The 16,463-nt window shown below is 40.2% G+C and carries 8 protein-coding genes; 4 read left to right on the forward strand and 4 right to left on the reverse strand.

The features are described from left to right. Nucleotides 1-21 precede the first annotated feature (21 nt). Complete coding sequence (locus tag NCWK1_RS24775) at nt 22-486, forward strand: CYTH domain-containing protein (protein WP_103126543.1); 465 nt, start codon at nt 22-24, stop codon at nt 484-486. Between the two features lie 311 nt (nt 487-797). Here NCWK1_RS24775 and NCWK1_RS24780 read toward each other — a convergent pair whose 3' ends face one another. Both NCWK1_RS24780 and NCWK1_RS24785 read right to left on the reverse strand, forming a co-directional pair. Further along, nucleotides 798-1,064, reverse strand: coding sequence for a hypothetical protein (locus tag NCWK1_RS24780; protein ID WP_096585567.1), 267 nt, complete (start codon nt 1,062-1,064; stop codon nt 798-800). A 46-nt stretch (nt 1,065-1,110) separates the two neighbouring features. Further along, nucleotides 1,111-1,365, reverse strand: a complete 255-nt coding sequence (locus tag NCWK1_RS24785) for a DUF7219 family protein (protein ID WP_103126544.1) — start codon at nt 1,363-1,365, stop codon at nt 1,111-1,113. 554 nt (nt 1,366-1,919) lie between these two features. Between NCWK1_RS24785 and NCWK1_RS24790 the strand changes: the two genes are divergently transcribed. Together NCWK1_RS24790 and NCWK1_RS24795 are read left to right on the forward strand one after the other, a co-directional pair. Further along, nucleotides 1,920-7,382, forward strand: a complete 5,463-nt coding sequence (locus NCWK1_RS24790) for a trifunctional serine/threonine-protein kinase/ATP-binding protein/sensor histidine kinase (protein ID WP_103126545.1) — start codon at nt 1,920-1,922, stop codon at nt 7,380-7,382. Nucleotides 7,383-7,725: 343 nt separating this feature from the next. Beyond that, nucleotides 7,726-8,076: an STAS domain-containing protein gene (locus NCWK1_RS24795; protein ID WP_103126546.1), complete on the forward strand. Its 351-nt coding sequence runs from the start codon at nt 7,726-7,728 to the stop codon at nt 8,074-8,076. Nucleotides 8,077-8,225: 149 nt separating this feature from the next. Here the strand turns inward: NCWK1_RS24795 and NCWK1_RS24800 are convergent, their stop codons facing one another. Continuing rightward, entirely contained in the window at nt 8,226-14,288 is a 6,063-nt protein-coding gene (locus tag NCWK1_RS24800; protein ID WP_245894986.1) for a phytase, read from the reverse strand. 393 nt (nt 14,289-14,681) lie between these two features. Here NCWK1_RS24800 and NCWK1_RS24805 point away from each other — a divergent pair, with 393 nt between their 5' ends. Beyond that, entirely contained in the window at nt 14,682-15,539 is an 858-nt protein-coding gene (locus NCWK1_RS24805; protein WP_103126547.1) for an N-acetylmuramoyl-L-alanine amidase, read from the forward strand. A gap of 117 nt (nt 15,540-15,656) precedes the next feature. Here NCWK1_RS24805 and NCWK1_RS24810 read toward each other — a convergent pair. Then, nucleotides 15,657-16,463, reverse strand: an 807-nt coding sequence (locus NCWK1_RS24810; protein ID WP_146034043.1) for a HEAT repeat domain-containing protein, incomplete at its 5' end; no start/stop codon positions are given.

Raw genomic sequence — 16,463 nt, forward strand, 5'->3', positions numbered from 1 at the left:
ACCCATTACTCAAGAAATAACATGGCCAAAGAAATAGAACGGAAATTTTTAGTTAAAGGCGATGCTTGGAGAAACCTAGGTGTAGGTGGAGTCTATCGTCAAGGATATATTGCTACTCAAAAAGCAGTGACAGTAAGGGTACGTATTGCTAACGACCGAGGTTATTTAACAATTAAAAGTCCTAGTGTGAATTGTTCACGGTCTGAGTTTGAGTACGAAATTCCCCTGGCTGATGCTCAAGAAATGTTAGATACATTATGCGATCGCCCATTAATTGAAAAAGTGCGATACAAGGTAAAATTAGGTGATTTAACTTGGGAAATTGATGAGTTTGATGGTGACAATAAAGGCTTGATAGTGGCAGAAGTTGAACTGAGCGATGTAAACCAACAAATTGAACTACCAGAATGGATTGGTGAAGAAGTTTCTCATGAGAGTAGGTATTTCAATAGTAATTTAGCCAGATTTCCCTTTTCAAAATGGTAAACTATATCCAATAAAGGAGGATATCTAAAAAGTATAATATATTTCTCTTGCTCCCCCTAAATCCCTTAAAAAGCTACCCATTACTCGGACTTTTCTCAACATTTACGAGAGTATTCAATTACGCTTTTTCTAATCCTGATTATTTCGTCCTTAATTCTCAATAAAACGTCAATTTTAGCGAGAATATAAAGACCGAATTTATCAAGTAGGCTTAAAAAAATTAGTGTTTAAGATGATTACATAACAATCCTAAAAGGCTTGTTAAGAAAGATGTAATTAATGGATAGCTTTTTAATGTAGGACTGTTTCATTTAACAATTTATCTCAAAGTTCCTCGAAGTAATACAAGGTATTCTCAGATAGGCATAAACATCACTCAGTTGAACAGCCTCTGGTGGTAAGTGCAGAACTACACAGCATTTATAGACAGCAGCTTGATATTCTCGCCATTGCTTACGGATAGCTGTACTTACCGCATCTTTGCCTAAATCTGTAAATTTTAGCCCAGCCCTAGCCAGCCAAACTTCGACATCAGTGGTTTCTCCAACTGGCTGGGATATAAAAGTTGAGTTATTCATAGTTTCAGTATTTTTGATGAAAAAAAAGTTAAATAAATCCTCACAATCAAATATTTGTGTCTTTTTCAATATTTAAGCTTTGAAAAGACTGTTTTAACTGTTCCCAGAGTATTTCAATTTGCTTGTAAGACTCGTCAACAGAAAGTTTTCCCGCAGTCTGAAGATTGCAAATATAGCTGACTCGTTGTGAAAATTCTTGAAAATTAGCATTAAACACCAAATTGTTCGGTGTGAATTCACCTGAATATTGGTAGTGTGGATAAATAAAATTGTGTTTGTCTATTTGAGAACGGTTATTCATAGATTATTGGTAATGAAAAAATAAGTAATATTATTGAGTTAGAAAAAAATTATTAGGCAAATTTGAGATTTTTTACCTCTATCTAACAGCATATATTGATTAAAAACCAGTTAAAAGGTATACATTCTCCTCAGTGTTGTAGGTTCAGTATATGCAGTAGATTTAAAATCTGCAATTTGGTTTAGTTGTCTAATTAATAAAATTAATTTATGTATAAACTTCTTCAAGGGACAGAATCCATACCATTTTGGATAATAAATTGGGAATTGATCTGTGCATCTAGTACAGCACAGCCTAAATAGCATCAGCTATTTTCTAGTAGAGAAAGATTCCAGCTAGTCTAGGGATATTCCTGAAACATACGTAAAATTTTTGTATTAGAAAACACATTTTCTTGCCTGTAAAACTATTTAGCAATTCTCTAAAAATGTGCGCTTAATGATTATCTCTATGGGAATTAGGGGTGTTGATTGATGAGTGTTACTATTTTGGCAGTACTGATAAATATTTTGTGCGTATGGGAATACTAAATCTGAGATTTAAGATTTGGTATTATGGTAAGTATTCCCGGATATCGGTTGAGTCAAGAACTTTACAATGGCTCTAAAACCTTGGTTTATCGGGCTATTCGAGAGACTGATGCTTCATCTGTAATTATTAAACTGCTAAAAAATCCTTATCCTAGCTTTAGCGAACTAGTGCAGTTTCGTAATCAATACACCATTGCTAAAAATCTCAACTATCCTCAAATCATCCAAACCTACAGCCTGGAAACTTATCAAAATGGCTATGGGTTAGTGATGGAAGATTTTGGAGGGATTTCTCTGCAAGAATGGAGAGCCAGGGTCAACGTAGAATTCCTTATAGAATTTTTGCAGATTGCGATCGCAATCTGCAATTGCTTAGAAATACTTTACCGAGAGCGAATTATTCATAAAGATATTAAACCCAGCAATATTTTAATTAATCCCGAAACCAAACAAGTTAAATTAATAGACTTTAGTATTGCATCTTTGTTACCGCGAGAAACTCATACTATCCTGAATCCTAATGTACTAGAAGGTACACTGGCTTATATTTCACCAGAGCAAACTGGGAGAATGAACCGGGGAATTGACTATCGGACTGATTTTTATTCTTTAGGTGTCACTTTTTACGAATTACTAACAGGCGAGTTACCTTTTCAGTTTTATGATGCAATGGAATTGCTGCATTGTCATATTGCCAAGGTAGCTCCTTTAGTACATGAAATTAATCCTCAAATCCCCGCGGTACTTTCAGAAATCGTCAACAAATTGATGGCGAAAAATGCCGAAGACCGCTATCAAAGTGCATTAGGACTAAAAACAGATTTACAAAATTGCTTATATCAATTAAAGTCAACAGGTGAAATTCATAGCTTTGCAATTGCTCAAAGAGATGTGTGCGATCGCTTTATTATTCCTGATAAACTCTATGGCAGAGAACTAGAAGTAGAAATTCTCCTCAAAGCATTTGGTAGAGTTAGTGCTGGCGCAACAGAAATGGTCTTGGTTGCTGGATTTTCTGGTATTGGTAAAACTGCTGTTGTCAACGAAGTTCATAAACCAATTGTGCGCCAACGCGGTTATTTTATCAAAGGCAAATATGACCAATTTCAAAGGAATATTCCTTTTAGTGCCTTTGTGCAAGCATTTAGAGATTTAATGGGGCAATTGTTAACCGAAAGTGATGTCCAAATTCAGCAGTGGAAAACCCAAATATTAGATGCAGTTGGCGAAAACGGACAAGTAATTATTGAAGTTATCCCTGAATTAGCCAGAATTATTGGTGAACAACCAGCAGCAGTAGAATTATTCGGGACAGCAGCCCAAAATCGCTTTAATTTATTATTTCAAAAATTCACTCAAGTTTTTACCAGTCCAGACCATCCCTTAGTGATATTTTTAGACGATTTGCAATGGGCTGATTCAGCATCATTAAATTTAATGCAAATATTAATGGCTGATACAAATTATCTTTTGTTAATTGGTGCTTACAGAGATAACGAAGTTAATCCAGGTCATCGTTTGATATTAACTTTAAATGAAATCCAAGAAAAAAAAGTACCGATTAATACAATTACTTTAGCTGCACTGGGGCAGGAAACTATAAATCAATTAGTTGCTGATACTCTAAAATGTGCCACAAACTTGGTATGGAATCTTTCTCAATTAATCTATCAAAAAACCCAAGGAAATCCGTTTTTTACAACCCAATTTCTCAAAGCATTATATCAAGATTATCTCATTAAATTTGATTTAAATTTAGGCTGTTGGCAATGCGATATTACTCAAATTGCTGCTCAAGCGATTACAGATGATGTTGTAACTTTTATGAGTTGGCAACTGCGAAAACTCCCGAAATCAACTCAACAAGTGTTACAGTTGGCGGCTTGTATTGGTAACTCTTTTGATTTAGCAACATTGGCAATTGTTTCACAGCAATCAGAAATTGAGACGGCGGCTGCTTTATGGAAAGCATTACAAGAAGGGTTGATTTTACCCATTAATAATATTTATAAATTTTATCAACAAGAGTCATTGGTTAATGGTGATTTGTCATCTGTAGAAGAACTGCAACAAACAAGCAATGACCAAGCACAAATGACCGTTTTTTATAAATTTTTACATGACCGAGTACAGCAAGCAGCCTATTGCCTAATTCCCGATGATCAAAAACAGGCGACTCATTTGCAAATTGGTAAATTACTTCAAAAACAATTTTTGGAACATGAGCAAGAAGAAAAACTGTTTGATATTGTCGGGCATTTTAATCAAGGAAAGGCATTAATCACCCAAACAAGCGATCGCCAAACCCTCGCCCAACTCAACTTAAAAGCTGGCGAAAAAGCGAAAACAGCTACTGCATACAGCGCCGCCATTGCCTATTTACAAATTGCGATCGCCCTTTTAGAGTCAGACTGCTGGCAAACCCAGTATGAATTAGCCTCAAACCTATATGTAGCAGCGGCCGAAGCCAGTTATTTAAATGGTGATTTTGATGGGATGGAAAAGTTTGCTGCATTGGTATTACAGCAAGCCAAAACCATTCTTGACAAAGTGAAAATCTATGAAATTCAAATTGCAGCGCAAACATCTAGAAGCCAAATGTTAGCGGCGATCGCGGTCGGTAGAGAAGCTCTAGGGCAATTGGGCGTAGAATTCCCCACAGAATTAGACGAATTTCATCTTCAACAAGCCTTAGCAGAGGTAAACCAGCAACTAGAGGGCAGAGAAATTACCCAACTTATTGACTTACCCCCAATGAGTGAACCTACGGCGCAAGCCGCAATGGAACTGTTAGGAATGTTATTTGCACCAGTGTTTCTGGGTAATCCGGGTTTATTACCATTGCTAGGCACAACAATGGTGCGCTTGTCCATCCAGTTTGGGAATGCTCCCGCCTCGACGGTAGGATATGTGACTCAGGGTGTAGTACTGTGTTCCTTTTTGGGCGAAGTTGAAACAGGCTACGAGTTTGGTCAATTAGCACTCTCTCTACTAGAGCAGGTGAATGCTCAAAGCCGAAAATGCTGCACTCTCACCCTGTTTGGCTGTTTCATTCAACATCGCCGACAACCACCTTTGCCAACTTTTTCCACATTGAAAGAAGCCTATAAGACGGGCATGGAAACTGGTGATTTTCTCTATGCTGGCTACAGCATAGTAATTTACGCCTTTACTTCCCTGTTCATGGGTGTAAATCTGGACACATTGATACTGGAATTTCCTACTTACAGTTCTGTCTTAGCTCAAGTGAAACAAGATTCAGCGCATATTTATTTGGATATGATGCAGCAAACAGTCGAGCAATTAAGAGAAACTGTCAGTCAACCAGATCGCTTAATCGGTAAGGTCTATGATGAAACTGTGATGCTACCGAAGCACCAAAAAGATAATGATCTCACAGGAATTGCCTTTGTTTACATTTACAAACTGCTGCTTGCTTACTCTTATGGTAATTATGCGACTGCTCTCGACTACATTACCCAAGTCCAACCCTATTTAATGGCATTATCTGGACTAATTCATATTCCCATTTTCCATTTCTACACTGCCCTCACCCATTTAGCAATCATTACCACACAACCAGAATCAGAGCAAAGTAAAATTCTCATTGAGGTAGAAACTCATCAAACAACTCTGCACCAATGGGCGCAATATGCTCCAATGAATCATCTGCATAAATGGCATTTAGTGGAGGCAGAAAAGTGTCGAGTTTGTGGTAAAAAATTAGCAGCAATAGAACATTATGATCGCGCCATTGCGCTGGCTAAAGATAACCAACTTCTCAACGAAGAAGCCTTAGCCAATGAACTAGCGGCTAAATTTTATCTTGCTTGGGGCAAACCAAAAATTGCTCAAATTTACATGATTGATGCGTATTACTGTTATGTACGTTGGGGCGCAAAAGCCAAAATAATCGATTTAGAAAGTCGCTATCCCCTACTACTGCTGACAATTCTGCACAAACAGCAAATACCTCTGAACCCAACAGAGACGATCATTTCTACATCTTTTGAGACAGTTGATAATACCAGTTTTAATCAAGCTAGTCTTTCCAACAGCCTCGATTTGTCCAGCATTCTCCAAGTTTCACAATCCCTATCCAGTGAAATTGAGTTAGAGAAATTACTCTCCACTTTACTTGATGTCATACTCAAAAATGCCGGAGCCGATAAATGTGCATTGCTCATGCCAAAAGGCAATTCTTGGTTCATTGAAGCACTTTGCCAACTAGGACAACCTACCATTGTTTTGCGATCGCTGCCCTTTGAAGATCATCAAACAGTACCCGTTAGCCTGATAAATCAGGTGAAAAATACCCATTCCTTAGCTGTAATTGACAATGCAACCATCGAAAAAACCCTAGCGGCTGATCCATATATATTGCAATATTCACCCAAGAGTCTTCTTTGTGCGCCAATTCTCCATCAAGGTAAATTGATTGGCATTTTATATTTAGAAAATAACCTGACAGTCGGAGCATTTACGCGCGATCGCCGAGAAATTTTGCATTTATTAATTTCTCAAACCGCCATCTCTTTAGAAAATGCGCGATTATACGCTCAATTAGAAGATAGAGTCAAAGAACGCACCCAAGAATTAAACCAAAAAAATGAGCAACTGCAAACAACTTTAAAAGAATTACATCGTACTCAAACACAGATGATACAAAGTGAAAAAATGTCAGCTTTGGGACAATTGGTAGCCGGTATTGCCCACGAAATTAATAACCCAATCACCTTTATACATGGAAACCTCAATTATATTCATCAATATACACAAGACCTATTGCAGATATTAAATGCCTATCAATTTCACTATCCCCATCCGCCACAATCTCTGCAAGCAGAAATAGAAAATATAGAATTTAACTTCTTAAAAGATGATTTACCTAATATTCTCAAATCAATGAATATGGGTTCCGAGCGCATTCGACAAATGGTTGTATCTTTACGCAGCTTTTCTCGCTTAGATGAATCAGAATATAAAGCTGTGAATCTGCATGAAGGCATTGATAACACCTTAGTTATGTTGCAATATAGACTGCAAGCACAGCCTGAGCGTCCAGCCATTAACATCATCAAAGAATATGGTGAGCTACCGTTAGTAGAATGCTATGCCAGAGAAATTAACCAGGTATTTATCAATTTGATTGTAAATGCGATCGATGCCTTGGAACAAAGTAATCAGGGTCGTAGTTTATCAGAAATCACCGCCAACCCAAATCAGATTCTGATTCGTACTACGAAAACACAACAAAACCAAGTAGAGATTATCATCGCCGATAACGGAATCGGTATTCCAGAACATATACAATCGCGCTTATTCGATCCTTTTTTCACTACCAAACCTGTAGGTAAAGGTACAGGCTTAGGCTTATCAATTAGCCATCAAGTTATTACTGAGAAACATAATGGTTCAATTCACCTCAATTCTATATTAGGTCAGGGAACAGAATTCATTATCACCTTACCCATCAAAGCAAATTAACATCCTCTGGTTTCGATATACTTGATTAAATAACGCTTTGCTACTTCATTGATAAAGACTTAGCAAAAAAGAATTCTTAAGTATGGACGTTTAACATCTAATTGCGATATAAAGTATTTACCCAAAAAAAAGTAACTCCAGTACAAGCAATTTTTCCACAACTTATAAGGTTGATTTCTTTGATTGCATAACTGCTATAGCAATCCTAAATTATTTGTGATGTTTTGCTTCTTCTTTTTATTCTCCTTATTAGCGTCCTTTGTGGTTCGTTAAAAAGAATATTGTTTCACAACTCACATAGGATTTTTATATCAAGGACTTAATATCAATGGGTAATTAATTTATGAATACTAAACTTCGACTAACAGTAGTTGCACCATCAGGGATTTTAGATAAAATTAGAGGCAATCAATTGCATAGCGACATTAGTGACCTGATAAATAATGGCACTAATATTATATTGATTGATATGAAAGACATTAAATTTATAGATAGTTCTGGCTTAGGGTTGTTAATGTCTATAATGCAAATGGCATCCAAGGCTAACGTCAAATTCTTTATTTGCTCTATTAATGAACAGGTTAGAATGTTATTTGAATTAACTAAAGTAAATAAATTTTTGCAAGTTTTTATTGATCAGGATGACTGTAAACGTTATATATTAACAAATTTATACCGGGTTCATCACAAGTAAGAAAAATCATTTTCACCCGCCAAAGTAAGATAAAAAATACTTGAGCGCAAAAATATTTATCAAAATAAATTAGCCCTACCTTTTTAAGTAGGGCTAATGGCTATGTTTTATCTCTTTTTTAGCGTGGTTATTTTAGCTAAACCACAAAATTAGGCGATGTTTAAATCAACGCGGACAACTAAATCGTTGAAGTCGCGATCGCCTCCTCTTGGCAAGTCTTCAAAGCCAAAGATATTATTTCCTAACAAAGCAATTTGGTCGGTTTGTCTGGTATTAGCACCTAAGACGGGGAAGTAAACCGCAGGATTTCTGGGGTTGTTATCTAAAATTGCTTCTGGTGTACCATTGGCAATAATAAATGGTGCATAGATATAACCTCCTTGTAAGGTTGCAGAGTAAGTTGTTATCCCACGGTTGGCTGTAAGATCAATCCCAGGAACGCGGTTGCTGACAGCAGCCTCGGTGTAACCAGCTTGTCCGGGTAAGATATCTGCTTGACCATCACCGTTGAGGTCAATACCACCATTCACATCGGTGACTCGATAGAAACTGGCGTAGTTTCTATAACCTGCATCTTTGCTAACGACAAAATCAGCCGTGACTAATTGTGTAACGTTACGCAAGTCGATGAGTTCGGCTTGTGATTGACCTTGTAATGCTGTACCAATTGGTAAAACTGTGTCGGTAGATTGAATGTTCACTACCAAATCTTGGAAAAGTTGACCATTTCCTGGTTGAAATTCCCAAGCGAGGGAGAATTTATCGTTACCTAAGTCGGTGATTCTTTGAGTGTTGGGATTAGCAAAGATGACGCTGTTGCTGGGGATATTACCAGCGCGAACATCATCACTCGTACCATTGCTGACTACATAGAATCTGAGGCGATCGCCTGAGTCAAATTCTAGTAATCTGGAAACATCGGCAGTGTTCAAGCCACGATTCACCGCCGAGAAAATGGTTTTTGCCCTTTCTAAAGCAGCTGCGGTGTAACCTGCTTCGCCTGGGGCGATACCATTGATTCTACCTGCGGCATCATCTACAGTAAACACACCAAGTTCATTGGTACGGTTTGCACCGCGTCTGGTGAGGTCTACTTGCAGTCTGGTTTTAGCACCACTGCCTTTGATGGTAAAGATATCACTGTTGGGAGTTTGGACGAGGGGGCGATCGCTATCGGTAATAGTAACAGTTGCAGCTGTGTTAGTTGTACCAAGGTTGTAATTATTACCATCAACCAAGCTCAAAGTCACAGTTTCATTGCCTTCGACCAAATTATCATCAATTGGTTTAACGGCAATATCCACGTAGGATCTACCAGCAGCGATGGTTGCAGTCCCGGTGAGGCTGTCGTAATCACTACCATTAATAGCAGTACCACCAACGGTGTAATTAAAGGTCAAGGCTGTATTAGTATTACCGACCCGCGAAATGCGGAAAGTTCCAGGAGTGGAATCACCTTCTGTAGTATTAGGAGTCGTGCTGGTAATGCTAACCACACTGGTAGCCAAATTTAACGGTCTGTCTAACTCCAGAAGAATTATTTCGTCGTTGTCGATGTCTCCTGGTCTACCTTGAGAGAAGGGATAGTTATTATCATTAGCAACCAAAATGGTGTTTGCATCCAACACCAAGACATTTTCAATGGTGACAAAGGGAAAGGTAAATGTTGTGCTACCGTCTCGATTCAAGTCGTTGGGGTCTTGAATATTCAGCAAATCTGCAATTTCTTGTTTTTCAACAAAGCCATTTGCATCGCGTTTTGAGAAGTCAACTTTGAAGATTTTTTTGAATTGGGCGGCGCTACCTTGGTTTTGATCCCGTTCAATTACCAGATACTCATGGTCGTTAACTACTGTGAAGTCACCAATGGAGTAACTAGGGTTATCCAAATGGTAATAACCAACCAGACCTTGATATTGTTCTGAGGCGACATCAAATTTATAAATCCGCAGTGAACCAGCAGGGTCGCCAGCCACAGTACCTTCTAATAATGGATACAAGGTTTGTCTATCTGGGCTGATGGCTAAACCTTCAAAACCCCTGGAACCACCAAGGTTAGCCACGGCTGGTTGTCCGACAAATTGGTCACGGACTGAATCACCAACACCGGGGAAGTCGGTAAAGTAGGCATCCACACCCAAATTGATGAACTGTCTGTATTCTGCCAAGGGGTCGCCGTTATAGCTTGGTGACAAGAAAAAGCTTTCACTACGGAAAGTGTAAGGATGTACCTGTAAACCTGCGGCGTGGGCATCTTGGATTAATGTTGTGGGAGTGCCGATAATGCGATCGCCATCACTAATCTGTCCATCACCATTGAGGTCATCTGGTCTGCCATCACCGTTGCGGTCTACCGTTGTAGCAGGAACAATTAAGCGTTTATCTGGGCCAATACCTGCTGCGTAAGTGGCGATCGCGGCGAGTCCTGTCGGTCTAATTAAGTCGCCATAGGTGCGAGTATCACCGCTAACCACAAAGTCATAGGGTCTACCTGCTGCACCACCAATTAACTGAATCAAAGGTATATTAATGCCAGCTGCGGGGAGGATGTCTTGCTTTAATTCCCGCAGATTACCCACCTCAAAGGATTGAATAAAGATGCGGCTGGGGTCAGTGAAATTTTCCCGAACTAATGTGTCAACCAGTAATTGACTGATATTAGTGTTGATGGGTGTACCATCAAGGCGTGTACCAACTGAGTCAAAGTAAACTGGGTGCTTAGTTTCGGGATAAATGCCAATTTTCCGCCCAGTTTCGGCTTCGACTTGCTTGACTAAATCAATGATTTCTTCAAGGGTGGGAATCTTCAACCCATCATTGTTGAATCTGGTTCCGCGCAGTTGCGGCAAACGTTCAATCGCATTGAGGGTTTTTAGTTCTGCTAGGGTAAAATCTTCGACAAAGAAGCCATTCTCCGCTACACCATCAACAACTTTTGTGGTGCGGCGATTAGCAAACTCTGGATGATTTAAGACATCGGTAGTGGCAATGATGTTAGGTTCATGACGCGCCACCAAATGCCCATCTTTGGTAACTACTAAGTCAGGTTCGATAAAATCTGCACCAAGAGCGATCGCTAATCGGTAAGATTCTAAAGTATGTTCGGGACGGGAACCACTTGCGCCACGGTGTCCAATAACTAATGGTGCATTACCACTTAAAGTATTAAACTCTTGCAAATTGCGGACATCGGGGTTTTGGGGAGACCGGACAAACTCTCCGGTTAATTGGTCACGCACTAAATCACCAGTACCGGGGAAATCGGTAAAGTAACCATCCACACCCAAATTGATAAACTGGCGAAACTCTGCTTGAGGATCACCGTTGTAATCTGATGCCAAAAACCCGCCTTCGTTGCGGAATGTGTATGGATGCACTAACAAGCCTGCATCATGGGCATCATTTACCAAGGAGGTTGGGGCTGTTAAGGTTTTATCTGCGTCATTAACTAATCCATCACCGTTGACATCATCAGCTTGACCATCACCATTAGCATCCACACCGCGAACCGATACAATCATCCGCTTCCAAGGGCCGATTCCTTCGGCGTAGGTGGCAATTTCTTGCAAACCTTCGGGGGTTCTTAAATCGCCATAGGTGCGAGGATCGCCACTAACTTGGAAGTCAAAAGGTTGATACTCAATCAGCGAACCATCAAGATTGACATCACGGGCATCTAACAACTGGATTAACGGTAAGTCAATCCCAGCCGCAGGTAAGATTACATCATTAAGTTGCTTAAGATTACCAACCTCAAAAGATTGAATAAATACTCTAGATGGGTCAGTAAAATTATTGGCAACTAAGAGGTCAACTAACTTTTGACTGATATCTTGATGAATTGGTGTACCATCCAGACGTGTACCCACTGATGCAAAGTAAGTAGGATGCTTGGTTTCAGGGTAAATGCCGATTTTCTTACCTGTATCTCTTTCTACCTGATTCACCAAATCAATGATTTCTTGCAAGGTAGGAATTTCATACAAGTTGTCGAATCTGGTTCCTCTTATACCTGGCAAACGTTCAATAGCGCGGAGGGTTTTGATTTCCGCTAGGGTAAAATCTTCAACAAAGAAACCATCTTCTGCTATGCCATCAACTATTTTAGTTCTGCGGCGATCGGCAAATTCAGGATGATCTAAAACATTGGTAGTAGCAATGATATTTGGTTCGTGACGGGCAATCAACACACCATCTTTTGTCACTACCACATCGGGTTCGATGAAGTCTGCACCCTGTTCTATCGCCCGCATATAAGAACCAAGGGTGTGTTCTGGTCGTTCGCCGCTTGCGCCTCGGTGGCCAATCACAATTGGTGCTTGACCGTTGAGGGTGTTGAGATCAACAATGTTGGGTGTGGGAATGGGTGCATCTAACAGTTTGCCCGTTGCATCAAAGTGCAGTAAGTAAGGGCCAAACTCATCACCAACCCAAAAAGTTCCATCTTCCGCAATCACAAAAGATTCAACATCGAAATCTGCACCAGTGAGAAGGCGTTGACTGGTGTTTTCATTCACAATCTGGAAAGGAACTTTATTATCTGGATCAGATAGCTGGATAAAATCTAAGATATTGACGCTACCGTTACCCCCTTGTTCTGCACCCCGGAAACTCGGATCAGCACGATAAATCCGCAACAGGTAGTCAGCACTATTATTTTGACTACCAAAACCGTTGTCAGATAAAAAGTAGAAGGAATCATCATCCGCCACTTGCACACCACTAAAACCTTGCACCGGTTGGGCGGCGAAGGGGACATTCCGTCCGTTGGTTCCAGTAATTGCACTACCAGATGGTGGCCCCTCAGCAAAGGTATCAGCAGGAAGTGAAGCAAAACCTTTGAGGGTGACTCTGGGGACAAACTGGGAAGTATCGGGATTGCGGGGATTGTAACTGGTGGTGTCGATGGTTAAAGCATCGGGGAAGGCGTTGGCGATGTTTTCCCAAGGGACAAATTTAAAGTTACTGCTGATATTCTCCCCATCAGCAATTACTCCTGGTTCATTAGAACCATCTTGGGTAATAAACACACCAGAGGGGAAGTTAGCACCTAAAGGCACATTGATCACATCTGCGCCATCAGATTCTTGTACGCTATCAATTGACCCGTTATTCCCGACAGCAAAACTACCTATATATTGGTTATTACCTGCACGGTTATAAGCCACAAAGGTGTTATCGCCTTGGCTGGAAGCTAAGAGATAGCCTTGACCATCGCTACCATAGTAAATAGTTAATCCTTCTACATCATCGGTGAGATTACTACCGCCCAAAGCCCGGACGCGATCAATCAGTGTACCTGTATTGTTTCCAAAAGGTTCTGCGTCAAATTTCCAGATACCGACATCTTCTTGACCAATGTAGAGATAGCCTGTTTCTTGGTCAACTACCATCCCTTCGGTTTGGGGCGATCGCCCTTCTGTAGTTGGAATAGTAAATTCCCGCACTAATTCAGCACCAATTTGACCATTACCTTTGTCGATTAATTTCAACTGGGCTACGTCTCCAGTTTGGCGACGGCTAACAAAGGCGTAGTAATCATTAGTTTGGGGGCTACGGTATAGCGCCAAACCGTAAGCACTGCGTGATGAAGATGAGTAAGGCGGGTTAAAAGGCGCTGCTTGGAAGATAGTACTGATGCTGCTGTCGGTAATATCTTCTAAATATTCACCGGGAGTTGTGGGGTTAGGATTAATTTTAAAGATTGCTAGTTGATCATTTTCGCGATCGCTGGCTACGGCAATATCAATTGTGCTATCACCCAATTTGAAGCCATATTGCAAATCTATATTGTTGTAGCGAATGTCCCCAGGATTGAAGGTTTGCAACAGTTCCCCAGACAAGTTATAAACTCGCAACCCACCATTTTTCACTGAGGTTAATACCAAGCTGTCGGCGGAATTGGTGGCGTTGACATAAATAGCTGGGTCATCTGCATCCGCATTTTGGATATCATCATCCAATAAAGCAGGGCTAGTTTCAACAGTTGGTGCAACGGTGGGAATTAAATCTGTATCCAAAGTGAGAATTTGGTTGAATCCAGACAAACTATCCACTTGAGTTGGTGTACCATTGACGATTCCGGCTACATCAGCGGGAATAAGGCCTGTAGCAAAAATTTGCTGTCCTAAAAATCCGACGTTGGTGATAGTTTTACCAGCTTGCATATTTTTGGGTGTGGATAAAGCAGAATAGGAGAAAGCGATTTTCACTTTTACTCACTAAAAATTTGTGAGTTTGCACAATGTGCAACTGATTTTTGCAACCCCTCTCCAAACCTCTCCCCGATGCGGAGAGAGGCTTTGAATATTACTCCCCTTCCCTACAAGGGAAGGGGTTGGGGGTTAGGTTTGAGAGAAAGTTGCACACGACGATGCCCCTGGCAAGCCGCTTCGCGTCTACGCAAATTTGGCAAGACAATATAAACTGCAAAGATGCACTTTACAGCTTGGGCGATCGCACCATGAAATAACTGTTAGATTCAGTGCTTCAGGCTATCCCAGCTAGGTTAAGGAATGTCTAGCAAAAGGTTAATTAAACAAGGCAGGAGTTAAACTCTCGTTTCGATTAAGATTATTTTTAGCTGTATTCTGAAATCTGCAACAATGAGTTTTAGAGACTGGGCAACCAGGGTGCTATTAATTTCTCTAATGTTCACCGCTTTGAGTGTGGCACTCTTGATTGGCAAAATTAACCAATCAAAAATTAATTCCACCACGCCATCAAATCAACAAATTACTACAAATTGGAGTGAATATCCCCAAGCACAATTGCAATCCTCTAAAAATCAACCAGCGAAATCTTCAGTCACCACCAGACAAAATGCTGGCAGATATAGAACTACAGAGGCTTTTGCTAAATATCTACCCAGATATGAAATTGCGGCGGTAGACCCAAGTAATTATGGCGATCGCTATACTCAAGACATTAATGGTGTAAAACTCACTAATCAACCAATTATCGTCATACATGAAACTGGTTATTCTGCCGATAGTGCAGTTAATTTTTTTCAGACACCCCATGAAGATGAAAGTGTCCAAGCAAGTTATCATACATTAATTAAACTAGATGGCACAGTTGTTTATTTAGTACCACCAGAAAAGCGAGCTTTTGGGGCAGCTAACTCAGTATTTGAAAGCTTTAATGGCGTTGAAACTGTCCAGACTAATCCTAATTTAGCGCCATCTGTGAATAATTTTGCCTATCATGTTTCTTTAGAAACACCACCCGATGGACGCGGTGATAATTACATCCAAGCTCATAGCGGTTATACAGAAGAACAATATCATTCTTTAGCTTGGTTAATTGCTCAAAGTCAAATTCCCGAAGATCGCATCACTACCCATCAACAAGTTGATCGTTCTGGGCAAAAAATTGACCCAGTAAGTTTTGATTTTGATAAGTTCCTGACTTTACTTAATACCTATCGTCAAATCAGTCCAGTTTATCGAGCGCAGGGGTAATAATATAACAGTTCTTGGTTGGGTGCAGTACATTTTGACCTCTCTCCAAACCTCTCTCCTACAAGGAGAGAGGCTTTGAATCTTACTCCCCTTCCCTTGTAGGAAAGGGGTTGGGGGTTAGGTTTTTCTTTCCTTCTCTCCATCTTTCACTTTCTTTTGTTGATGCCAAGCTTGATAAAAAGCAGGGTAGGGCATAGTTTGGGCGCACTTCCAGATAACTTCGTAGCAATTATTAAATCGCTCAAAGTCATTTTTGTAAGTTTCAGGTGATAAGTAATCCTTCAGCATAGTGACAACACTCAGCATTTTTTCCTCTGACAGAATCTTACCTAAGTTTTCTGCCGTTAACCTTCGGGTAGAATCATGCAGTTCTGGTTTGCAGATTAACTCAATCAAAGCATTAATCGCTTTTTGGTTGCCAGGATCAATTTGCTCTAAGCTTTCTGCCGCTTGCCTTCGAGTAAAATCATCCAGTTGTGGTTTGCAGATTAACTCAATCAAAGCATCAATTGCTTTTTGGTTGCCATAACCAATTTGCTCTAAGCTTTCTGCCGCTAACCTTCGGGTAGAATAATCCAGTTGTGGTTTGCCGATTAACTTCACCAAAGCATCAATCGCTTTTTGGTTGCCTGGGTCAATTCGCCCTAAGCTAGATGCAGTTTCCCATCGGGTAAAATCATCTAGTTGTGGTTTGCAGGTTAACTCAATCAAAGCATCAATCGCTTTTTGGTTGCCTGGGTCAATTTGCTCTAAACTAGATGCCGCTTGCCATTGGGTAGAATAATTCAGCTGTGGTTTGCCGATTAACTCCACCAAAGCATCAATCGCTTTTTGGTTGCCATAACCAATTTGCCCTAAGCTAAATGCCGCTTGCCATTGGGTAGAATAATTCAGCTGTGGTTTGCCGATTAACTCCACCAAAGC

The organism is Nostoc cycadae WK-1, assembly GCF_002897135.1.
Classification (GTDB): domain Bacteria; phylum Cyanobacteriota; class Cyanobacteriia; order Cyanobacteriales; family Nostocaceae; genus Nostoc_B.

Bases quoted from the DNA above. Each gene is read 5' to 3' on its own strand.
- NCWK1_RS24775 (WP_103126543.1), top strand. From the start codon at position 22: ATGGCCAAAGAAATAGAACGGAAATTTTTAGTTAAAGGCGATGCTTGG.
- NCWK1_RS24780 (WP_096585567.1), bottom strand. From the start codon at position 1,064: ATGAATAACTCAACTTTTATATCCCAGCCAGTTGGAGAAACCACTGAT.
- NCWK1_RS24785 (WP_103126544.1), bottom strand. From the start codon at position 1,365: ATGAATAACCGTTCTCAAATAGACAAACACAATTTTATTTATCCACAC.
- NCWK1_RS24790 (WP_103126545.1), top strand. From the start codon at position 1,920: ATGGTAAGTATTCCCGGATATCGGTTGAGTCAAGAACTTTACAATGGC.
- NCWK1_RS24795 (WP_103126546.1), top strand. From the start codon at position 7,726: ATGAATACTAAACTTCGACTAACAGTAGTTGCACCATCAGGGATTTTA.
- NCWK1_RS24805 (WP_103126547.1), top strand. From the start codon at position 14,682: ATGAGTTTTAGAGACTGGGCAACCAGGGTGCTATTAATTTCTCTAATG.